This window comes from Dawidia soli (assembly GCF_018598185.1).
In the GTDB taxonomy this organism is placed as follows: Bacteria; Bacteroidota; Bacteroidia; order Cytophagales; family Cyclobacteriaceae; genus Ohtaekwangia; species Ohtaekwangia soli.
Map to the genome: position 1 here is coordinate 66,427 of NZ_JAHESC010000032.1, position 23,496 is coordinate 89,922.

Genomic DNA, 23,496 nt, shown 5'->3' on the forward strand with positions numbered 1-23,496 from the left:
TTTATTTAGTAGCTTTTTAATTCCTTCGCTTACACTTTTTAATCTTTCTTTAATCTTTTAGCAATACTTTATTAAAACATAATAAAAACAAGAATATCAGATGATTAACATCTATTTATTAAAGCATTAATAAGCCTTGACTTTTATCACCTACGCATTCATAAAAGAGTAGCCGTTGCCAAATCCGCAAACCTTCTATATTCGCATCCTCAACCGTAAATCTATGCTGCCAAACCACAATCCGACCGAGACTGCTGCATGGCAAAAGCTCGAAACGCTTTTCCTCACCATGCAGGCCACGCACATGCGTGAGCTCTTTGATGAGGACCCGGAACGCTTCCGGAAGCTCCACCTGAAATTCGAAGACATCCTGGTTGACTACTCCAAGAACATCCTGAACGACGAGGTCCTGAAAGAGCTCTTTAACCTGGCCCACGAGGTTGAGCTGAAGGACGCCATCGACGCCATGTTCCGTGGCGAAGCCATTAACCGTACCGAAGACCGCTCGGTGCTGCATGTCGCGCTCCGCAACCGCTCGGGCAACCCGATGCTGTCGGATGGCGAGGATGTCATGCCGAAGGTGAACCAGGTACTGGCCCAGATGAAGAAGTTCTCGGACAGCCTGCTGGGTGGCGCCTGGAAGGGCTATACCGGCAAGCCGGTGTCGGCCATTGTCAACATCGGCATCGGCGGCTCTGACCTCGGCCCGTACATGGTGACGGAGGCCCTTCGCCCCTATTGGACCACCATTACGCCGCACTTCGTCTCGAACGTAGACGGCACGCACATCGCCGAAGTGCTGAAGCGCGTCGACCCCGAAACCACGATCTTTATCATCGCCTCCAAGACCTTTACCACGCAGGAGACCATGACCAACGCGGCTTCGGCCAAGGACTGGTTCCTGGAGAAGACCGGCGGAAAGGGCGATGTCGCCAAACACTTTGTGGCTGTTTCGACCAACGAGCAAGCCGTCACGGCGTTTGGTATCGCACCGGAGAATATGTTTGTATTCTGGGATTGGGTCGGCGGCCGGTACTCGCTGTGGTCGTCGATCGGCCTGTCGATTGCGGCCACGATCGGTTACGGCAACTTCGAGAAGCTGCTCTCGGGGGCGCATGCGATCGACAACCATTTCCGGAACGAGCCCTTTGAGAAAAACATTCCGGTGGTGCTGGCGCTCATCGGCATCTGGTATAACAACTTCTTTGGTGCGGCCTCGGAAGCGATCCTGCCGTACGACCAGTATATGCACCGGTTCGCTGCATACTTTCAGCAAGGCAATATGGAAAGCAACGGCAAGCAGGTGGACCGCGACGGCCAGCCTGTATTGTATCAAACCGGCCCGGTGATCTGGGGCGAGCCCGGCACCAACGGTCAGCATGCTTTTTACCAGCTCATTCACCAGGGCACAAAACTTATTCCCTGCGACTTTATCGCTCCGGCCGTCAGTCATAACCCCGTAGGCGATCATCATGCGAAGCTGCTCTCCAACTACTTCGCGCAGACCGAAGCGCTCATGAAGGGCAAGACGCTGGACGAGGTAAAAGCCGAGTTGAAACATGCCGGTATGGATACCGAAGGTATTGCGTTCCATGCGCCGTTCCGCGTGTTCGAAGGCAACCGCCCGAGCAATAGTATACTTTTCCACAAGCTCAAGCCGGAAACGCTGGGGTCGCTCATCGCGATCTACGAGCACAAGATCTTCGTGCAAGGTGTGATCTGGAACATCTTCAGCTTCGACCAATGGGGTGTTGAATTGGGCAAGGTACTCGCCAAGAAAATCCTGCCCGAGCTCACCTCGGCGGAAGAAATCACCTCGCACGACGCTTCGACGAATGGGTTAATCAACTATTTCAAACGTTTGAAGTTTCTTTGATTAAATAACTGATTGTAAAACTAAACTCGTCCATTATTTTTGATGGATTTTTTCGACAAATGAGCAATAAAATTCTGAAGGTTGGAGTGTTCACATCGGGCGGCGATGCCCCGGGTATGAATGCAGCCATCCGTGCCGTGGCGCGTTCGTGTGCATACTATAAGCTCGAGTGTTTCGGCATTATGCGAGGTTACGAAGGTATGATCGATGGTGACATCGCACCGCTCGACGCCCGGGCTGTAGGCAACATCTTACAACGCGGTGGCACGGTTCTGAAGTCTGCCCGCAGCAAAGAGTTTCGCACACCGGAAGGACGTAAGAAAGCATACGACCAACTGAAGCGCCACAACATCGATGCCCTCGTGGCCATCGGCGGCGACGGTACCTTTACCGGTCTGCACAAGTTCTATGAAGAGTATCAAGTCCCCTCTATCCTGATCCCCGGCACGATCGACAACGACCTGTCCGGTACCGATTATACCATCGGCTACGATACCGCTACCAACACGGCGGTAGAAGCGATCGATAAGATCCGCGACACGGCTCTCTCTCACAACCGGTTGTTCTTTATTGAAGTGATGGGGCGTCACTCCGGCTACATCGCCATACACGCCGGCATTGCCGGTGGCGCGGCGTCCGTGGTCATCCCGGAAGAAACCATGTCGTTCGACGATCTGTATAAGATCCTGGGCGAAGGACAGGATACTGAAAAGAAGTCAAATCTCGTAGTCGTAGCAGAAGGCTCGAAGATCGGCGATGCACACACCCTGGCAAAAAAGGTCGCCGAACGTTCTTCGTACTTCGATATAAAAGTGACGGTATTGGGGCACCTCCAGCGCGGAGGCTCTCCTACGTACTTCGATCGCGTGCTGGCCAGCCGTATGGGCGTGGCGGCCATTGAAGGCCTCTTGAACGGCGAGAACGGCGTGATGGTCGGCGTAAAGAACCATGACATGGTCTACAGCTCGTTCGAGACCGTCATCGGCAAACATCATGAGATCGACGCCGAGTCGATGCGCATCGCAAAGATCCTTTCCATCTGATAAAACCAACCTATCTATCAAACCAATCCAAACCAATCAGTAACCCAAATTTTATCTATGAAAGAATTAACCATTGGTATTGACATCGGGGGCACGAACACAAAGTATGGCATTGTCGACCGCGATGGTAATGTTGTTTTTCAAGGCAGCATTTCAACAGCAGAGTACGAAGAGTTCCGTGACTATTTTAACGGACTGGCGGCTGCTTTGCGCAAAGCAACCGAAAGCATACCCTTTGCGCACAAGATCATCGGTGTAGGGGTGGGCGCTGCCAACGGCAACTACTACAAAGGCACCATCGAGCGTGCGACCAACCTGAAGTGGAAGGGCATCATCCCGCTGGCCGATATGTTCAAGGAAGAGTTCGGCATTCCGGCCATCGTGACAAACGACGCCAACGCGGCGGCGGTAGGCGAAATGGTGTACGGTGCAGCCAAGGGCATGAAGGACTTTGTCGTCATTACCCTGGGCACGGGCCTGGGCAGCGGTTTTGTTTGCAACGGCATCCTCCTGAACGGTAAGCACGGCATCGCAGGCGAAGTAGGCCACACGTCGGTGAACCCGGCCGGCCGTTTCTGTAACTGCGGTAAGCGCGGCTGCCTGGAAACGTATGTATCGGCTACCGGTATTAAACGCACGGTGTACAAGCTCCTGGCTGACCACCTCGAGCCCAGCGAGCTGCGCGGCATCAGCTTCGACAACCTGACGACCAAGATGATCACCGAGTCTGCCGTACGCGGCGACGTGGTGGCCCTGGCCGCCTTTGAATATACCGGCCGCATCCTCGGTATGAAACTTGCCGAAACGGTCGTACACACCGACCCGGAAGCGATCTTCCTGTTTGGTGGTCTGTCTCTGGCCGGCGACCTGATCTTCAAACCGACGATCAAACACATGGAGGCTAACCTGATGCCCCTGTTCCGTGGCAAGGTGAAAGTCCTTCCGTCAGGTCTTCAGAACCAGGCCGCACCGATCATCGGTGCCAGCAGCCTGGTATGGAACTACCTCGACAACAAACAGCTCAAAGAAGAAGTGTACTAACCAGACACTGCCTGCGCGGAATGAACGACTTAAAGCCTCATGACCATCATGAGGCTTTTTTATTGCTCTACCTTCACCCCAAGGTTGTCACCCAGGGTGCTGAACTGGCTGCTCCAGCTGGCCGAACGTTGCTCGTTGGTCTGCTGCTGGGTGATCTCGAAATACAGGTTCTGCGTCTTATAGATGTTCGGGTTGATGCGGAAGTTGCGCAGCAACGGGAACAACCGGTTCAGCCGCTCGATCCGCCGCGCACTGCGCTCACCCTCGCCGCTGATGCGCTTCAATTCTTTGTAGATGCTTTCGCCGGCCAGGCGTTCCACCTTCTCGCGGTCGTCGATGTTCAGCTTCCACTTCACCAGCTCGCTGAGGATGCGCTCTACTTCGCGGATGTTGATTTTATCGGTCAGGAAACAACGCACCAGGTCGGCGTTGAGGATATACTCGAAGGTGGTGCGGTAGGCGCCCGGGATCGGTATGTCGTTCTTTGCCAGCGCGCTTACCAGCGGATAGTCGCGGTTGTAGATCCGGCGCAGCGACTGTTCCAGGTCGTTCATGCTTTGCTCGGTAATGAGATTAAACACTTTGCGTTTCTCATCCTGGAAGAGTTGCCATATAGTGTACTTCTCGGGGCCGAAATACATCTGCATGAATCCGATAATGTCACCCAGGCGGCCGTCCTCAAATGCATTCACGATCCGTTCCTGCATGCCGGCAAATTTCTCTTCCTCCATGTCGAGCGAGATGTTGCCGATAATATTATGCTTTCCCATGTATAGCACGGCGAACGCGAACTTCTTTTCAGACCGCGTCACGTTCGAACGCACCTGCGTCACCCCTAGCGCCAGCCGCTGTTCACCGGCTACCTTGCGAATAAAAATCTCGTTGCGCGTGGAGTAATTAAAAACCGGAAACGACTCGGGATCTTCTTCGAATATCGATGCCACGGCGTAGTGCACCCCTACGCGCTGCAGGTTGGTCTTCGCCGGCAGCACATACTTGCGGTAAATAATGGCGCCGTTGTCCAGCACGGGCACGTTGCTCGGCGCCAGCGCCAGGCGTTTCATAAACTCTTCCTCGAGCTTCACCTCGCTGATCTGGCTTACCAGCTGCATGGCGCGGCAGGCATATTGCATGATCTGCGTTGTCTCGATCCCCGAAAGCTCGTCAAAGAACCAGCCGCAGCTGGTATACATCAGCTGCGCGTTGCGCTGGATCTCCAGGAGACGCAACACCAGGTTCATGTCTGCCTGACGCGCACAATGGGTGGCCATGAATTTGCGTATGGTATCGTCCGTACGATCGAGGATCACATTGATGTATTCGTCGCGGGCCTTCCAGGCGTCTTTAAAGATAACCGAAGCCTCGCGCTCATAAATCGCCACGAGCTCATCGCGCAGCCAGTCCAGCGCCTCGCGCAACGGCTTTCGCCAGCGCTGGTGCCAGCCGGGATTTCCGCCCGAATGGCAACCACAGTTGTTGCGCCAGCGCTCTACGCCGTGCACGCAGCTCCATGAGCTGTTTTCGTGGATCTCGGCTTCATACGTCGGCGGAAACTTCGCTATATACTCTGCATAGTTGGTTAGCTTGCACGTTGTGTCGCGGTCGATATTGTCGAGACAGAACGCCAGGGCCATGTCGCCGTGCTTGTGGTGGTGCCCATAGGTTTCACCGTCTGTCGCGATGTGTACCAGTTGCGGCTCTTCGCTCTCGGCATCAAACGCCGTATGTAAATGGCTGCAAAACTTCGCGCCATCGTTCAGCAAACCGCTGAAGGCCACCCCCTGCGCTATGCGCCCGTCGTAGAAGAACAAGGTGATGGTCCTGCCCGACGGCAACCGGCACAGGTATGGCCGGCGCGTGTCGATACTCTCGGTTGTGACGCCGGTCCACAGCAGCTCGCCGCCCATACGGATCGACTTCGCCTGGCGCGGCGCCAACACCGTAAACGCTATACCGTGCTTGGCCAGCAGCTCCAGCGACTCGGTATCGACCGCCGTCTCGGCCAGCCACATGCCTTCGGGCATGCGATTGAAACGATGCACAAAGTCACGAATGCCCCACACGATCTGCGTCTCCTTGTCGCGACGGTTGGCCAGCGGCAAAATAATGTGATTGTATACTTGCGCCATGGCTGAGCCATGCCCGCTGAACGCTTTTACGCTTTCGCGGTCGGCCTCGAGAATGGCCGCATAGGTCACCGGGTCGTTCTCTTCCATCCACGACAACAATGTCGGACCGAAGTTGAAGCTGATGCGCGAGTAATTATTGATGATCTTTTTGATCGCGCCCTTTTCATTGAGTATGCGCGAGGCGGTGTTGGGCGCATAGCACTCAGCGGAGATGCGCTCATTCCAGTCGTGATAGGGGTGCGCCGAGTCTTGTACTTCTATTACCTCCAGCCACGCATTCTCACGCGGCGGTTGGTAAAAATGTCCGTGAATACAGATATAGCGCTCGGCGGGTGTCTTTACTACTTCTTCTTCCTCCATGGTCTTTTCCTCCGATGATCATTAACTGCCCAGCCCGAATCCCTGTTCTTGTTTGACAAGCTTCCAGATCGTCATGGCGAGCGGAGGTAAAGTTACTGAAATCGAGTTATCATAGCCATGGTATTTCACCGGCGATGTCGACGCAATACCTTCGTTTCGTACACCGCTGCCGGCGTATTCGGTTGCATCAGAGGTAAAGATCTCTTTCCATTGACCGCGGTACGGTACGCCAAAGCGGTACTGGTAGCGCACTTCCGGCGTGAAATTACAGGCCACCAGCAGCAGCTCTTCTTTCGTATCGCCCACGCGCAGATAGGCCACCACGCTGTTGTCGCGATCGCCGTAATCCAGCCAGTGGAAGCCTTTGGCATCGAATGCATACCGGTACAGGGCCGGCTCTGCTTTGTACAGTTTATTGAGGTCGCGCAGCAGCTGTTGTATGCCCGCGTGCACGGGGTACTGCAGCAGGTGCCAGTCCAGGCTGCGCTCGTGATTCCATTCCGCCGACTGCCCAAACTCACCGCCCATAAAGAGCAGCTTGGTGCCGGGGTGCGTGAACATATAGCTGAACAACAACCGCAGGTTGGCAAACTTCTTCCATTCATCGCCCGGCATGCGCCCCAGCAACGAACCTTTGCCGTGCACCACTTCGTCGTGCGAGAGCGGCAGCATAAAGTTTTCCGTAAAGGCGTACATGATGCTGAAGGTGATCTCGTTCTGGTGGTGTTTACGATGCACCGGGTCGAGCTTGAAATAGTGCAGTGTGTCGTGCATCCAGCCCATCATCCACTTCTGTCCAAAGCCAAGGCCGCCGATAAACGTGGGGCGTGACACCCCCGTCCACGACGTCGACTCTTCGGCAATGGTGACGGCGTCGGGAAAATTCTCGTACACCACCTCGTTCATTTCCTTCAGGAACGCGATCGCCTCCAGGTTCTCGTTGCTGCCATACTGGTTGGGAATCCACTCGCCTGCCTTACGCGAATAGTCCAGGTATAACATCGACGCCACGGCGTCTACCCGCAGGCCGTCGATGTGATATTGATCCAGCCAGAACAGCGCATTGCTGATCAGGAACGAACGCACCTCGTTGCGACCGTAGTTGTAGATATAGCTCTGCCAGTCGGGGTGAAATCCCTTGCGGGGATCGGCGTGCTCGTACAGGTGCGTGCCGTCGAATTCATAAAGACCGTGCGCATCACCCGGGAAGTGCGACGGCACCCAATCGAGGATCACACCGATGCCCGCCTGGTGAAAGCGGTCGACCATATACTTAAAGTCGCCCGGTGTGCCATAGCGGCTGGTAGGCGCGAAGTAGCCCGTTAGTTGGTAGCCCCACGACCCGTAGAACGGGTGCTCCATCAACGGCAGGAACTCCACGTGGGTAAACCCCATGTCGGTGACGTAGGCCACCAGCTCGTCTGCTGCCTCGACATACGACAGCGACCGGTTCTCTTCGATCTTGCGTCGCCACGAGCCCAGGTGTACTTCATAGACCGAATAGGGCTGCGGCTTGCCGGCCAGTTTCTTACGGGCCTTCAACCACGCCTCATCCTTCCATTGATACAGGTCCTCCCACACGATCGACGCCGTGCGGGGCGGCGTCTCGAAAAACCGACCGAAAGGATCGGCCTTCTCGAGCGACTCACCCGTAACAGATTTAATAGCGTATTTGTATGCTTCGCCGTGCTGAATGTCTGCATGGAACCCCTCCCAGATGCCCGAGCCGTCCCACCGTGGCGTAAGCGGGTGCGAGTTGCCCTTCCAGTGATTGAAGTTACCGATCACCGACACTTCGCGGGCATTGGGTGCCCATACGGCAAAGTAGGTACCCTCCTGGTCGTTAAACGTCGCCGCATGTGCGCCCAGCTTTTCGTACAGTTTAAAGTGTTTACCGCTCCGGAACAGGTGGATGTCGAAATCTGTCAACAGTGTAAAGAACGCTGCCGTGCCCAGATTCGTGGAAAGTGTTTTTTTCGCCATGGTGGGGTTTACATAATGAGTGCGTTGTCTGCCCGAAAAGAGCGTGCCAACCCACCCGGGTCATCACTTTTTCTTGCGTTCGTCCTTTTCCTCCTGAAAGCGCTTCATGAGGTAATAGATGCCCCGCAGGGGAATAATCGTCCAGTCCGGCCGCCCGTTCAGCTCATACCCCAGCTCGTAAATGGCCTTCTCCAGCAGGAACGTGCGCAGCAGTACGTCGTACTCGGGCGTCAGCACATTGCCCATGCCCATCCGCTCCATGTAGGCGCCCAGGTAGTAGCGCCCTACATAATGCTGCCACTGCTCGGCCCACGACTCGAGGAAGTCGAGGTCACGGTCACGGTAGTTTTCATTCAGCAGGATCTTACCAAAGGCGGCGTAGTGGATCGAACGCATCATGCCGGCCACATCCTTCAACGGGCTGCGCTTCAACCGGCGTTCGCTAAAGGCCAGCCCCGGCTCGCCCTCGAAGTCTATGATCACAAAGTCTTTGCCCGTAAAGAGTACCTGGCCCAGGTGGAAATCGCCGTGAATGCGTGTACGCACTGCGTTGATCTTTACCTGGTATATTTCGCTGAAGCATTCCAACACCTGGTCTTCCAGCGCCAGCACCTTGCGGGCAATGTCCTGCGCCTCGGCAGGCAACCGGGTAAGCGTGCTTTCCAGCAGGCTGAACTGGTCGCGCACCATCTTGCGCATAGACGAGTAGATCGAGCGTTGATAGTTGCTGTTGAAGCTTTCGGGCACAAAGGCCGGGTTGGAGGCGTCAGACGCCAACGCCAGGTGCATTTCAGCGGTACGTTGGCCCAGGCGCACCATGCGCTCATAGAAGCCGCGCCCGATAAACTCCTGGATGATCTCGGGAGACTCTTCAAACCTGATCGCCGACTTGGCCAGTAGCTTGGGCAACTTCACGCCCTTCCCCTTGGCCATCACGCGCTCAAAGAAGCGGCCCACCGAGTCCATCGACATGGCCCATGCCTCGCCCTGGTTCTCGACCTTCTCCTGCAGCAGGCCGAAGACGATCGTCTTACCTTCCGCATCGTGATACTCGATACTGCCGGCGTATTTGGGACTGTTCTGAAACGATGTATGCTCGGACAGGAAACGCACCACCTCCAGGTCGGGATTGATCTCCTTCTCGAGCTTGCGATAGAATTTAAAGAAGTATTTGTCGTTATAAATGATCGCCGTATTGCTCTGGTCGGCCTTTAAAATCTTCGAGTCTACCTGGCGGTTCTTGTCCAGCCGGGCAAACACGCTGGAGCAGAACTCCAGCTCGCCACCGCTGTCGTCGCGCAGGTGCAGCTCTTTTTCCATGCCGGTGAACAGGAAGTCGCGGAACACTTTGTCGTAACTGCTGTCCATGATAAAGCCGGCCTTGCCCTGGATCTCGGCCCGGCATACAACGCTCTGCACGGTGTACTCCACGCGCTCGAGGATGTTGTCCGACGGTACAAACGTCAGCGGCAGGAAATACAGCTCCGGCAATCGCTGCACGTAGTGCACTTCCAGGATGGCGAGGTAGTGGGTATCGCCCTCGACCTTCAGCGGTATTGTTTTATGGATCCCGACCTTGCTCACCACCTTGGCTTTGCCGCCAAACCACCGGCACTTCTTCATGAACGGCGGCAGGATCTTGCGCTCGAGGTTGCGCACCTCGTTGTAGTTGTCGAAGAGGCGTTCCCACGAAATGTCCGTACGCACCAGCGGCAGCTCACCGCTCGCGTCGGCTTTCTCTTTCTTCTCGGCGGTGTCGACCTGGAACCAAAAATACCCGTAGGGGCCGACGGTAATGGCGTAATCGCCCTCTCCCACGTTCATAAAACGGTTCTGGCTGAACGCTTCCGTGATATCGCAATCGCGGTACTCGGCCAGGTTCAGCGTCGTTGCCTGCGAGAACTGCGACAGGTTGGCCACGACAATGACGCGTTGCTTGTCATACGTCCGCACAAAAGCCAGTACCTTGGCATTGCTGCTGTCGATAAACTTCATCTCGCCACGTCCGAAGATATTCAGACGTTTGCGCATGGCCATGACGTGTTTCAGCCACCACAGCAACGACGACGGGTTCTCCTCCTGCGTCGAGACATTTACCGACTCATACCTATAGATCGGGTCGGTAATAATGGGCAAAAACAACCGCTGCGGGTTTGCCGTCGAAAACCCCGCGTTGAGGTTCATATTCCACTGCATGGGTGTACGCACGCCGTAGCGGTCGCCCAGGTAGATATTATCGCCCATGCCGATCTCGTCGCCGTAATAGATCACCGGCGTGCCGGGCAGCGAAAACATGATGGTATACAGCAGCTCGATCTTGCGCCGGTCGTTGTTGAGCATCGGCGCCAGGCGGCGGCGGATGCCGGTGTTGACCTTCGAGCTGGCGTCGCTCGCATAGGCCTTCAGCAGGTAGTCCTTCTCCTCCTCTGTCACCATTTCCAACCCCAGCTCGTCGTGGTTGCGTAAAAATATCACCCACTGACAATTCGCCGGTGTATCGGGCGTCTGGTCGATGATGTCGACAATGGGATAACTGTCCTCCGTACGCAACGCCAGGAACATACGCGGCATGAGCGGGAAGTTGAAGTTCATATGACATTCGTCGCCATCGCCGAAATACGTGGCCGCGTCTTCGGGCCACAGGTTGGCCTCGGCGATCAGTACTTTGTCTTTGTAGTTCTTGTCGATGTGCGCCCGCAGCTTCTTCAGGAACACGTGTGTCTGCGGCAGGTTTTCGCTGTTGGTCCCCTCCTCTTCGTACAGAAAGGCTACGGACCCCAACCGGAAACCATCCACGCCCATCTTCATCCAGAAGTCGACCACCTTGATCATCTCCATCTGTACTTCCGCGTTCTCGTAGTTCAGCTCGGGCTGGTGCCGGTAGAACCGGTGCCAGTAGTAACCGCGCGCTTCGGTGTCCCACGTCCAGTTGGAAACCTCGGCGTCGGTAAAGATCACCCGGGCCTCCTTGTATTTGTCGGGGCTGTCGCTCCACACATAGAGGTCGCGGTATCGGGAGCCGCTGCGCGCCTTCCGCGAACGCTTAAACCACGGGTGCTGATCGGACGTGTGGTTGAGAATGAGCTCGATAATAACCCGGATGCCACGGCGGTGCGCTTCTTTGAGAAAGAGCTTGAAGTCCGCCAGCGTGCCGTAGTCGGGGTGTACATCGGTGTGGTCGGTTACGTCAAAGCCGTCGTCCTTCAGCGGCGATGGATAGAACGGCAGCAGCCACAGGGTGTTGATGCCCAGGTCCTCCAGGTAGTCCAGGCGTTGGATCAGGCCGGGAAAGTCGCCGATACCGTCGCCATTGCTGTCGTAGAAGGCGCGTACAGAAACTTCGTAGAAGATAGCGTCCTTGAACCACAGCGGTTCTCCGGTTTTTACGGGCGTACTCATTGATAGGATTCGTGAATGGCCAGGTGAAATAAATGAAAGGGTATCTTATGCGGGTCTATGCCCACGTAGTTCCACTCCTGCGTCCAGGTATAGCGCTCGCCCGTCATCAGGTCGTGCAGCTTCAGATTGATATCCTCGCCCAACCCCAGCAGCGCCTTCGGCAATTGTACATAGCCGCTCTGGAAGCTGTGGGGGTCGAGGTTGACCACCACCAGCACCATGTCGCGCAGGTCGTCCGTGACTTTTATATACGCCAGCAGGTGCTGGTTCTCCACCGGGCAGAACCGCAGGTTCCACGTAGTCTGCAATGCCGGATGCTCTTTGCGGGCTTTGTTCAGCACGGTGATGATGTCGGTCATCCGATTGGTCGTATTCCAATCGTATCGTTTGATCTCGTACTTTTCGGAGTTGTAATACTCCTCTTTGCCCTCCACGGGTTTGTTCTCGTAGAACTCGTATACCGGCCCGTACATCCCGTAGTTGGAAGACAACGTTGCCGCCAGCGCCAGGCGCAGGATAAAGATGTTCTCGCCCTGGTGTTGCAGGTGCCACGGCAGGATGTCGGGTGTATTGGGCCAGAAGTTCGGCCGGAAGTATTGCCGCGACGGACCATGCACCAGCTCTTCCATGTAGTCGATGATCTCCTGCTTGCCTACCCGCCAGGTGAAGTAGGTATACGACTGCGTGAAGCCCGCCTTGGCTAGCGACGCCATGACCTTGGGCCGCGTAAACGCCTCCGACAAAAACGTAATGCCGGGATATTGTTTATTCACCTCAGCGATCGCCCACTGCCAGAAGCGAATGGGCTTTGTGTGCGGGTTGTCGACCCGAAAGATCTGTACGCCCTGGTCGATCCAGAATGTGATGACCGACTTCAGTTCCTCCCACAACGCCATCCAATCCTGCGTCTCGAAGTTGAAGGGGTATATATCCTGGTACTTCTTCGGCGGATTCTCCGCGTACTGGATCGAGCCGTCGGGACGTTGTTTGAACCACTCGGGGTGCTCCTGTACATACGGATGATCCGGCGCGCATTGAAAGGCGAGGTCGAGCGCAATGTCGATGCCCAGCTTGTGCGCTTCGCGAATCAGCTCGCGGTAATCGTCCAGCGTGCCGAGCGGCGTGTGTATACTCTTGTGTCCGCCTTCATCACTGCCGATGGCCCACGGCGAGCCGGGTTCCCCCGGTTGAGCCGTTGTCGAGTTATTCTTTCCTTTGCGGTTGATCTTTCCGATGGGGTGTATTGGGGGCAGATACAAGACGTCAAAGCCCATGGCGGCCACGCGGGGTAGCAGGCGCACCACGTCCTTAAACGTGCCGTGATGGATACCGTCGCCCGCCGACCGTGGAAACAGCTCATACCAGGTGCTATAGCTTGCCTTGGGATGCTCCACGATCACCGGCAGTACCTGGTGGTATAGCGTTTCAAACGCCACCAGCGGATAGTGGTGTACAATGCGCGCGAAATCATCGCCAAGGGCGTACTCCACGGCTTGCTCATACGGCAGCGCCAGTTGTGCGGCGGCATGTTTCACTTCATATGGATTCTCGACCTGCAGCGAGCGCAGCATCTGCGCGCCCTCCTGCAGCTCGAGTGTGACATTTACATGGGCGGCCACCTTCTTGCGAAAGCCGTCGTACCACGTCTCGAGATGATCTACCCATGCCACCACCGTGAACAAGTGCAGGCCTTGCTGCCGCACGGCAAACGCTGCGTGCCAGCTGTCGTTGCCGGTGTGGGTCATCTCGATGGTCTGCCACGACGCTTCGTGGTCCATGCGGTGCCATACCTGCGCGCGGATGTGGTCGTGGCCGTCGCCAAAGATGTCGGCGGTAACATCCACACGTTCACCCGGCGTACGTTTGGCCGGGTAACGGCCGCCGTCCACCTGGGGTTGTACATTTTCTATGATCACGCGCGACTGGCCTTCGGGCATTCCTTCCGGCAAGGGCTGGTTCGTCGACGTCTGGGCGGTGGCTTTCGTAGTACGCATCGTTACTTGATTTTAAAAATGTAGGCACTGAACGGCTTTAACGTAAGGGCAAACCTGCCCGCCTCGTCAATGCCCACCTCCGTCTCACGCCACAGCATGTCGCGGGCTATGTAGCCCTTTACGGGGTCGAGGCCCATCCTGGTAAAGGCCTCGGCCGGTATCTGTACCGTGACCGGCATGGGCGCGGCCGCGTTAAAGCTGGTAATGATCAATAAACGTTCCTCACCGGCAAATCGCAGAAAGGCGTGTACGTTGGTGCCGAAATTCCCCGCCGTGACGTTCGCACCGGTGATGTCGAGATACTCCCCCGCATACAAGGCCGCACTGCGGCCCGACAGGTTCAGCAGATCGGTATATACCTGGCGCAACTGCTTCTGCTCCGGCGAAAGCAGGCCGCCATCGAACAGGCCGCCGTTCATCCATTTCTGATGCTCGGGCACGCCCCAATAATCGAAGATCGACGTGCGGCCGTCGTCGCCCTGAAATCCCTCCACACCCAGCGCGGGCTCGCCACACTCCTGGCCAAAGTACACCATCACCGGCCCCTTGTCGATCGTCGCGCTGACGACCATGGCGGGAATCGCGCGCCACGGATCGCCGGCAAAAAAGCGGGAAGCCGCACGCTGCTCATCGTGGTTCTCGATAAAGTGCAGCATGTACTGGTTGATGCCGTTCAGGCGTGCCTGCACCTGGGCAATCTCGGCGGTGCTGCGGTCGGACGCGGTGGTCAAGGCGCGCAGCGTGTCGTATAACAGTACCTTGTCGTAGAGGAAGTCGAACTTGCCCGTCTCGATATAGCGGTGGTATTGGTCCGGGTTATAGATCTCGGCAATGAACACGATGCCGGGGCGCAACGCTTTTACCTGGGGGATCACCCAGGCCCAGAACTCCACCGGCACCATCTCGGCCATGTCGCAGCGAAAGCCGTCTACATTCTTTCCCGCCCAGAACACCAGGATGTCGCGCATCTTGTTCCACGTGTCGGGTACCGGCTCAAAGTGCGTGCTCCGGCCCCGCTGAATGTCTACACCATAGTTGAGCTTGACGGTCTCAAACCATTCGTTCACGCCGGGATGCGCCGTGAACTGATCGTTGCCGGTGACCTTGGCCGGTGTTTCCTCAAACTTGCCATCCAGCGTTGGAAATGTATAGGAGCCCAGCGGCGCATAGCCATCCGGTACCTGAAAGGATTGCCCGGGCAGGTAATAAAAGTTATTGCCGGGACTGAACTCCACCGTCTTATCGTCATCCGCGCCCAGGTCTTTTACCCCCGCCGGCTTTGCGTCCGACCGATAGGCACGGGCTACGTGGTTGGGTACAAAATCGATGATCACCTGCAGGCCGTGGCGGTGCGTGCGCGCGACAAGCTGCTCAAACTCCTGCATGCGGTGGGGCACATCGGTGGCCAGGTCGGGGTTGACGTCGTAATAGTCTTTAATGGCATAGGGCGAACCGGCACGGCCCTTCACCACGTCGGCATCGTCCAAAGGTATACCAAAGCGTGTATAGTCTGTCAGCAAGGCGTGTTCAATGACACCGGTATACCACACGTGCGTGATCCCCAGCTGCTGAAAAGCCGTGAGCGCGGCGTCGTTTATATCGGCAAACTTACCGGTGCCGTTCTCTTCCATTGTGCCAAAGGTTTTGTTGGCGGTTTGTTTGTTGCCGAACAGGCGGGGCATTAACTGATATAGGATGACCTTTCCGGAAGCTTGCTCCATGGGCATGGCGGGTGGTATTTTTTCTTTCGGCGTTGTACAGCACACCAGCGCCAGACAAGCCGTTACAATGTACAGTAAAACCATTCTCATACGACTGGAAGATAGAAAGAAAAACCCGCCTACGCCAAGGCTTCGGCGGGCAAGCCCGCCAAAGCTTTAGCGTAGGCAGGCAGGCCCACTATCTGCTATGCCGCCCGGCGGCGCGAAAGAATGAGGTAGAAAACGATCACGATCACGCAGATCATCAGCCCCAGGAACTCGCGCGACTCCTCGATGTAGAGGTGTTCCATTTTGGCAACATTATCAAAAAGCGCCGAATGCTCCGACGTCTGCCACCATTCCTGCACACCTGGGAAATAAATAACGCTGTAGGCCAACGCGGCTATGAGTGCGCCCCACAACACCTTGCGCGGGTAGTAGGCAAACATGGCCATGACGCAGAACACGGCCATCACGCCATAGACCAGGATCCAGAGAACGGGGTCCGGGTCATTGACTTGCAAAAAAGCAAAGATCAGGAACATCACCGCCAGCACGAAGTTGAGGATACGCATAAAGACAATACAGTTTACACTACATAAATAAACAAAAGATGCCGGACATAGCATGCCCGGCATCTTCCTGTCAACAAAAAACAAACTTACAAGATCGTCTTCAGGTACTTAGCGCTCGCGGCCGCACTGTCGATCGGTGCGCCGGGATACGACTCCTGCTCAACGTAATAGTATTGCAGTCCCGACACTTTTGCCTTGGCAAAGATCGCTTTCCAGTCAATGGAACCGGTGCCCACATCGGCATTTTTGTTACGATCTGCCTTGTCCATATCCTTCACGTGCCACTGCTCGAACCGGCCCGGGTACTTTTCAAAGTACTGGATCGGATCATAGCCTGCGTTCACCACCCAGTAGATGTCCATTTCCATGCTCACCTTCTTGGGGTCGAGCTCTTTCAACATCAGGTCATACGGCACCTGGCCGTCGATCTTATCGAACTCAAAGGCGTGGTTGTGATAGCCAAAGCGTATGCCGCCCTGGTTGCAAACCTCGCCGGCGGCGTTCAGGTCGGCAATGATGCGTTTGTAGTCATCCAGCGTCTTGCGCTGCTCGGCCCCGATATAGGGCACGACCATGTGCTTCTGACCGTTCTTCTTGGCGTCGTCCACGGCTTTCTTCCAGGTGTCGCCTTTGATCATGTCCAGGCCGTAGTGACCGCTGGTCACCTGCATGCCTAACCCCTTTACAAAGGTGTTGAAGTCGGCGTAGGGCATGCCAAAGATCTGGCCGTCTTTGTAGCTATAAGCTTCCAGCTCCTTGTAGCCAAAGCTAGCCACACGGGTCAGTACACCTTTCGGGTCTTTGCCGATCGTGTCGCGCAAGGTATAGAGCTGAAGCCCCACGCCTTTCTGGCGTTTCCCAGCCGCGGCGATCGCCGGCAGTGCCAGGAGGCTGGCGGCGGCAAAGGTCGCGGTCTGTACGAATTCTCTTCTTTTCATGGTCGTTTAAGGTTGTAGTGATTGGGCTTGCCTCCCATCTTAATTGACGAGTTGCACACTTCTAAAATAAAACAAAGATTGATCACCTGCACCTGAATTTTTAAATACCAGATACAAATCGTGATAACCGGTGGTTGCGGTCGCCGTAATGCCGATCGCCTGCGGGCCTTTGGCGGTTGTCCTGCCCTTTCCGAAAAGCGGCCCATCGGGCTTGTCCAGGTGCAACTCCACTTCGCCCCCGGCCTGGTCGGCCGGCACGATCAGCGTCACCTTCGCCTGGCGGATGCCCGTCAGGTCCAGGTGCTTAAAGGCAGCCCGTGCGTTGTTCTTCACATCGGCCAGCACCGACTGATCGTTCTCTTTCCGCCGCTGGGCCCCGTTGATCTCCGTCGCCTCGCCTGCCGTCAGCACAGCGCTGCGCAGCACTACTACCTGGCTTGCCGGCAGCGCCGGCACGTTGCCCGCGCCACCCTTATCCTGGTAGGACGCCGTCAGCATATACACCCCGTCGGTTTCCTTTCCGGGGACGACCTTGCCTTGCAACGGCAGCTTTGCCGGCGTCTTCCCATCGGCCAGCGACAGGATATATTCTACCATCTTCTTGGCTTCATCCACGCTCAGCTGCGGGTGCGCCGCCATTTCGGTGTCGCCCCAAATGCCTGCGCCCCCTTTGATGACCTTGGCCGCCAGTTGCCCCGGCGCGTCGGCGTTGCCTTTATAGCGCTCGGCCACCTGCTGGTAGCTCGGGCCGGCCGACCGTTGGTCGATCGTATGACAGGACTTGCAATCACTTTTAGCCATCAGGGCCTTGCCCGGCAGCTCCGCCGTCGGCATCTGGTGCCCCTGGGCTACCTGCGCCATGTCAAAGCCTTTTACATAATCGAACGTTACCGTCACCGCCGCCGGGTCGATCTTACCATCAGCCGTGCTGCCATCTTCCGCATCGGTGGCCTCCACCGCATACGCTACGGGCGTACCCGGGAAGAAGAAGGTTTTATTGCCGCTGGTCAGCGATGCTTTTACCACTGGCGGCACATTGCCGGCGGCCACCTGCACGGACGCCGTGGACTCCAGGCCTTTATCATCCACCACCTTGAGCTGCACCGGGTAAACGCCCGGCTTGTCGAAGGTCACGGTGAAGAGGCTGTCCGGGGTCTGGTAATCTCTGCCCGCGGCCTTCAGCGTGAGGGTGAGCTTGTCGCCTTTGTCGTGGTCGAACGTGCCGGCAGCTGAAAACTGCACTTGCAGCGGCACACCGCCGTTGATCTGGCTGGCCTTCAGCCGGGCCACCGGCGCGCGGTTGCCGGGGTTGTAATCAATGCGCACCAGGCGTGCGTCGAGATTTTGCGCAAACCACCGGCTACCATATTCCAGCATATACAACCGGCCGTCCGGGCCGAAAGACATATCGATGATGTTGTTGAAGCCCACGTTGGGCAGGAAAGGCTCCATGTCCATGATCTTATCCTGGCCGTCGAGGTCTACCAGGAAGATCCAGTTGCGGATCCAGTCATAGGCGATGAGCTTGTCGTTGAAGTAATCCGGGAAAGCCGTAGCAACGCCTTTGTACATCTCGCTGTGATAAACCGGTCCGGCCATGGCGTTGCGGCCACCCTCCTTCAGCATCGGAAATTCGTCCGAATGGGCATACGGGTAATAGATCAGCGCCGGTGTGGCCGGGGGCAGGTCGTGCTTGCCCGTGTTGTTCACCGACTCGTTTACCGGCAGCGCCGGATCCCACCAGCCCTTGATCTGGCCGGTAGCATAGTCATAGCGGGAATACGCCTCATTCTTGCCGACGAAGTACGGCCAGCCATAGTTGCCCGGGCGGCGGGCCAGGTTGATCTCGTCATACGAGCGCGGCCCCCGCAGGGAGTCGCCCTCACCCGCGTCCGGTCCTACTTCCCCCCAGAACAGCGCGCCGGTCTTGGCGTCGACCGAAATGCGGTACGGGTTGCGACACCCCATGACATAGATCTCGGGACGCGTGTCGGGCTCCTGGTCGTCAAAGAGGTTGCCGGCGGGAATGGTATAGGTGCCGTCGGGTTGCGGTTTGATCCGCAGTACCTTACCCCGCAGGTCGTTGGTATTGGACGACGACTTCTGCGCGTCATAGGGACCACGGCCCGGCCGCTCATCCGACGGGCTATAGCCCCGCGACTCCCAGGGGTTGGTATTGTCGCCCGTAGACAGGAACAGGTTGCCGTCGGGCGCAAAGGCCAGCGAGCCTGCCGTGTGACAGCAGCTCTCGCGTTGCGTCGGCACCTCCAGCATGACCTTCTCCGACGTGCTGTCGATGTGGTCGTCTATAAAGGTGAACCGCGACAGGATGTTGGCCGACTTCTCGGCATGTGAATAATAAATATACAGCCAGTGGTTCTTGTCGAAGCCAGGGTCGGCGGCGATGCCGAGCATACCGTCTTCAAACTTGGTGCCTACATGAAAGGTGTTCACCACACGCACCTTGTCGCTTTGCGGGTCGTACAGTTTAACATCGCCCTTGCGCTCCAGGAAGATGATGCGGCTGTCGGGCAGGATCACCATTTCGGTGGGCTCGTTCAGGTTGAAGTCCAGTACCGTTTTGGTGAACCGGCTTTCGTCCGGCGCGATCGTCGCCGTAGCCTTGCCGTAATCCGGCCCGTCGCCCTCGCCCAGTGCATACTGAATGCCCTGCCACAGGTGGTTGCGGAAGAACGGGTCGGCGTAGCTCTCGTCGGTGTGGCCCATGCCGGTATAGAACGCGCGGCCGCCGTCAAACTCGTGGTACCAGGCAATGGGGTGGTCTTTGCCGTTGGTGCCGCCCTCGTACGAGGTTTCATCGAGGTTATACAGCACTTCCAGGTCGCTGCCGATGCTGCGGTAATTATACCACTCGTCGGTGCGTAATACCGATTGTTGCAGTGAGTCTTCCCCAAACACCGGCTTCTGCGCCACAATGCGCGCTTCCTGGATCTTGGGGTGGCTCTTGAAGTAGGCGCCGGTCAGACGGCCAAACCAGGGCCATTCATATTCGGTATCCGACGCTGCGTGGATCCCGACAAACCCGCCGCCTGCCTGAATAAAGCGACGGAAGGCGCCCTGCTGTTGCAGGTCCAGTATATTACCGGTAGTGCTGAGAAAGATCACCGCGTTATAGCGGCGCAGGTTGTCTTCGTTGAATACCGAAGCATCTTCCGTCGTGTCGACGTCGAAGCCGTGTTGCTGGCCAAGCTCCTGCAGAGCTTTTTTGCCCACGCCGATGGAGCCGTGCCGGTAACCGGCGGTTTTAGAAAATACCAGGATGCGCGGGCGCTCCTGGCATGAAAAGAGCAGGCACAGCAATAGTGCTGGCACTATAAAGTTCAGTTTTCTCATAGGAGGTTAGGATGGACATAAAAAAACCTGGAAGCCTTTTGCCTCCAGGTTCTTGATATTATTTCAGCTCCTTGATCTTGATGTTGCGGAACCAGACCTGGTCACCATGATCTTGCAATGCAAAGTGGCCTTTGGTCGCCTTGCCGAAGTCGGGCATGGACTTGAACTTGCTGTTCGCCACCATGTCGTTCCACGCAGCATCGTGCATCGTAAAGGTTACGACCTTCTTGCCGTTCAGCCAGAATTCGTATTGGCCTTTGTTCGAGATGATGCGGGCTTCGTTCCACTCACCGGCAGGCTTCACGGTCTCTTCCGAGCAGGCGATCAGATCATACAGGTCACCGGCGCGATGCTTGTGGATCTTGGCATCGGGGTGGCCGTTGTTGTCGAGCACTTGCATTTCCGGACCGGTAACATATACCGCGCTATACTTGGGGTCTTCCACCACGTTGAACAGCAAACCGCTGTTACCGTTGGGAGCGATCTTCCAGTCATAGGCGAACTCGTAGTTCTCGTATTCACCGGCGGTAATCAGATCACCACGACCTTCTTTAGTAGAAGCGTCCAGGTACAGTGCACCGTCGGCCACCTTCCAGGCAGAGGCGTCAGACTTGCCGTTGAACGATTTCCAGCCCTTGGTGCTGGTACCGTCAAAAAGCAGTTTCCAGCCGGCCTTCTTCTCGGCGGCGGTCAGTTTATTCTGGGCATGTGTCGGCGCGCTCATAACCAGGGCAATGGCGGTCAGCAATACAATGATTCTCTTCATGTGCGGAGTTGTTTAGGGATGATGGATAAAACGATCAATCTTTCTGTTTCTCACCGTCGAGCGACAGCACGTACATGGCCATCTTTTCGGCATCGGCTTGCGACAGATCGGCGTGCGCCGTCATCGGTATCTCACCCCAGTTGCCCGCGCCGCCCGCTATGATCTTGCCGGCCAGCATGGTGACGTTCGCTTTCGTGAACTCGTATTTCTTAGCCACTTCCATGTGGGCAGGGCCAATGATCTTGTTCGTCGGGTGATGACAGGTCTTGCAATCGCTGTTGTCGACAAGCGCCTGGCCTTCTTTGATCAGGTCGTCGGCAGAAGCCTGCTTAGGCTCGGCCGTTTCGTAGTCGCCGTACGCATCACCTTCTTCCTTCTTTTCCTCTTCTTTTTTTGATCCCCCGCACGATGTAAGCGCAAAACTGGCTACCCCTGCAAGGGCCATGATCACGAATAATTTTTTCATGTCTGTTGTCGAATTAATAGTGTTGTAGTGTCTGTTTATACTAAAATTAAATGCCCAGAATCCGCTTGTTGAGCTTCTGGTCTTTGCCCGTCGACGCGAAGTCGTCAAAGGCACGTTCCGTCACGCGGATGATGTGGTCCTGGATAAAAGGAGCGCCTTCCGCAGCGCCCTGCTCGGGGTGCTTGATGCAGCACTCCCACTCCAGCACCGCCCAACCGCTGTAGTCGTATTGGGTCAGCTTGCTGAAGATCGCGCTGAAGTCTACCTGCCCGTCACCCAGGGAACGGAACCGGCCGGGACGGTTTACCCAGTCCTGGTAGCCGCCGTACACGCCCGACTTAGCCGTCGGATTGAACTCGGCATCCTTGACGTGGAACATCTTGATGAACGTGTGATAGAAGTCGATATACTGCAGGTAGTCCAGTTGCTGCAACAGCAAATGGCTCGGATCGTACAGCAGGTTGCAGCGCGTATGCTTGCCGGTAGCCTCCCAGAAACGCTCGAACGTGATCCCATCGTGCAGGTCTTCACCAGGGTGGATCTCGTAGCACAGGTCCACGCCTGCCTTGTCGAACGCATTCAGGATGGGCAGCCAGCGTTTTGCCAGGGCGGCAAAGCCGTCTTCCACCAGGCCCGCCGGGCGTTGCGGCCACGGGTACACCGTGTGCCACATCAGCGCTCCCGAGAAGGTAGCATGTGCATTCAGCCCTAGGTTGCGGCTCGCCTTCGCAGCGTACTTCAGCTGCTCCACAGCCCATGCCTGGCGCTCTTTCGGATTGCCGCGCAGGGCCTTCGGCGCAAAGCCGTCGAACAGTTCATCGTACGCAGGGTTTACCGCCACGAGTTGCCCTTGCAGGTGGGTCGAAAGCTCGGTCACCTGCAGGCCGGTCGATTCGATCACGCCCTTCCAGTCATCGCAATAGTCTTTGCTTTCAGCCGCCTGTTGTAAGTCGATGCAGCGCGGATCCCACGTCGGGATCTGCACACCTTTATAGCCCAGCGAAGCCGCCCATTTGCAGAGCGTCTTCAGGTTGTCGAACGGTGCCTGGTCGCCGAGGAACTGCGCCAGGAAGATAGCCGGTCCTTGTATCTGTTTCATGTATCTGTCGCGTTACAAAGGCCTAGATATCTTTCAGCGGAACCCACTTCTTGTTAGACGTCGCCGACTTGACAACTGTCTGCACGAAGTTCATACCGCGTACGCCATCCTCCACATCGGGGAAGTCGTACTTCTCGTAGTTGACCTTCTTGCCCGGCTTGAAGTCGCGCACGGCGCGGCTAAACGCGCGATAAATGTTGGCAAACGCCTCCAGGTAGCCTTCGGGGTGCCCCGCCGGCGTACGCGTAAACGACTTGGTGTGGTCGGTCAGGTAGCCCTGGCCGGCACGGATTATTTCCATCGGGCGGTTGAGCCATTTCACCACCAGGGTATTAGGCTCCATCTGGCGCCATTCCAGGCCGCCTTGCTCGCCATAGATGCGGATGTTGAGGTTGTTCTCTTCGCCGGCCGCTACTTGCGTAGCCATCAGGATACCCGAGGCGCCGTTGTCAAAGCGCAGCAGCATAGACGAATCGTCGTCCAGGTTGCGGCCCTTCACCACCGTGTTCAGCATGGCGCAGACTTCGGTGATCTTGTTGCCCGTGATATACTCGGCCAGGTTGGCGGCGTGTGTGCCGATGTCGCCAATGGCACCGCCCATACCCGACTGCTTGGGGTCTGTACGCCAGGAAGCCTGCGCATTGCCCGACTTCTCGGCAGCGGTCGACAGCCAACCCTGGGGATATTCAACAAATACTTTGCGGATCTTGCCGAGCTTCCCGGCACGCACCATCTGGCGGGCTTCCTTCACCAGCGGATAACCGGTGTACGTG

At 56.6% G+C, this 23,496-nt stretch carries 15 protein-coding genes; 3 read left to right on the forward strand and 12 right to left on the reverse strand.

Translation table 11 applies throughout. From position 1 onward, the window contains the following. Positions 1–223 precede the first annotated feature (223 nt). From pgi to KK078_RS20255, 3 genes are read left to right on the forward strand one after another with little or no spacing between them, the layout of a single operon-like run. Positions 224–1,876 (forward strand): glucose-6-phosphate isomerase, encoded by a 1,653-nt coding sequence (gene pgi, locus KK078_RS20245; RefSeq protein ID WP_254092132.1) that lies wholly within the window; start codon positions 224–226, stop codon positions 1,874–1,876. Positions 1,877–1,935: 59 nt separating this feature from the next. Beyond that, positions 1,936–2,919, forward strand: coding sequence for a 6-phosphofructokinase (gene pfkA / locus KK078_RS20250; RefSeq protein WP_254092133.1), 984 nt, complete (start codon positions 1,936–1,938; stop codon positions 2,917–2,919). A gap of 57 nt (positions 2,920–2,976) precedes the next feature. Continuing rightward, the gene (locus tag KK078_RS20255) at positions 2,977–3,960 is read left to right on the forward strand and encodes an ROK family protein (protein WP_254092134.1); all 984 of its coding nucleotides are present in this window, start codon (positions 2,977–2,979) and stop codon (positions 3,958–3,960) included. 59 nt (positions 3,961–4,019) lie between these two features. On the opposite strand, the gene KK078_RS20260 is transcribed toward KK078_RS20255, so the two are convergent. From KK078_RS20260 to KK078_RS20315, 12 genes are all read right to left on the reverse strand, one after another. Beyond that, positions 4,020–6,449: a DUF3536 domain-containing protein gene (locus KK078_RS20260; RefSeq protein ID WP_254092135.1), complete on the reverse strand. Its 2,430-nt coding sequence runs from the start codon at positions 6,447–6,449 to the stop codon at positions 4,020–4,022. A gap of 21 nt (positions 6,450–6,470) precedes the next feature. After that, positions 6,471–8,432, reverse strand: a complete 1,962-nt coding sequence (glgB, locus tag KK078_RS20265; RefSeq protein ID WP_254092136.1) for a 1,4-alpha-glucan branching protein GlgB — start codon at positions 8,430–8,432, stop codon at positions 6,471–6,473. 63 nt (positions 8,433–8,495) lie between these two features. Then, a complete protein-coding gene (gene treS / locus KK078_RS20270) occupies positions 8,496–11,831 on the reverse strand; it encodes a maltose alpha-D-glucosyltransferase (RefSeq protein ID WP_254092137.1) in 3,336 nt (1,111 codons plus the stop codon). Beyond that, positions 11,828–13,825, reverse strand: a complete 1,998-nt coding sequence (locus tag KK078_RS20275; protein WP_254092138.1) for an alpha-1,4-glucan--maltose-1-phosphate maltosyltransferase — start codon at positions 13,823–13,825, stop codon at positions 11,828–11,830. The genes treS and KK078_RS20275 overlap by 4 nt, the downstream gene beginning before the upstream one ends. Before the next feature lie 2 nt (positions 13,826–13,827). Next, positions 13,828–15,636, reverse strand: a complete 1,809-nt coding sequence (locus KK078_RS20280) for an alpha-amylase family glycosyl hydrolase (protein WP_254092139.1) — start codon at positions 15,634–15,636, stop codon at positions 13,828–13,830. Between the two features lie 95 nt (positions 15,637–15,731). Then, positions 15,732–16,100 carry a transmembrane 220 family protein gene (locus KK078_RS20285; protein WP_254092140.1) on the reverse strand — a complete coding sequence of 123 codons (369 nt, stop codon included), beginning with the start codon at positions 16,098–16,100 and terminating at the stop codon, positions 15,732–15,734. A gap of 86 nt (positions 16,101–16,186) precedes the next feature. Next, positions 16,187–17,038 (reverse strand): sugar phosphate isomerase/epimerase family protein, encoded by an 852-nt coding sequence (locus tag KK078_RS20290; protein WP_254092141.1) that lies wholly within the window; start codon positions 17,036–17,038, stop codon positions 16,187–16,189. Between the two features lie 39 nt (positions 17,039–17,077). After that, the gene (locus KK078_RS20295) at positions 17,078–20,392 is read right to left on the reverse strand and encodes a ThuA domain-containing protein (protein WP_254092142.1); all 3,315 of its coding nucleotides are present in this window, start codon (positions 20,390–20,392) and stop codon (positions 17,078–17,080) included. A 58-nt stretch (positions 20,393–20,450) separates the two neighbouring features. After that, positions 20,451–21,158 carry a 3-keto-disaccharide hydrolase gene (locus KK078_RS20300; RefSeq protein WP_254092143.1) on the reverse strand — a complete coding sequence of 236 codons (708 nt, stop codon included), beginning with the start codon at positions 21,156–21,158 and terminating at the stop codon, positions 20,451–20,453. A 34-nt stretch (positions 21,159–21,192) separates the two neighbouring features. Beyond that, complete coding sequence (locus KK078_RS20305) at positions 21,193–21,624, reverse strand: c-type cytochrome (protein ID WP_254092144.1); 432 nt, start codon at positions 21,622–21,624, stop codon at positions 21,193–21,195. A 46-nt stretch (positions 21,625–21,670) separates the two neighbouring features. Next, positions 21,671–22,723, reverse strand: a complete 1,053-nt coding sequence (locus KK078_RS20310; RefSeq protein ID WP_254092145.1) for a sugar phosphate isomerase/epimerase family protein — start codon at positions 22,721–22,723, stop codon at positions 21,671–21,673. A 22-nt stretch (positions 22,724–22,745) separates the two neighbouring features. Then, on the reverse strand, positions 22,746–23,496 hold a 751-nt coding region (locus KK078_RS20315), incomplete at its 5' end, for a Gfo/Idh/MocA family protein (RefSeq protein ID WP_254092146.1).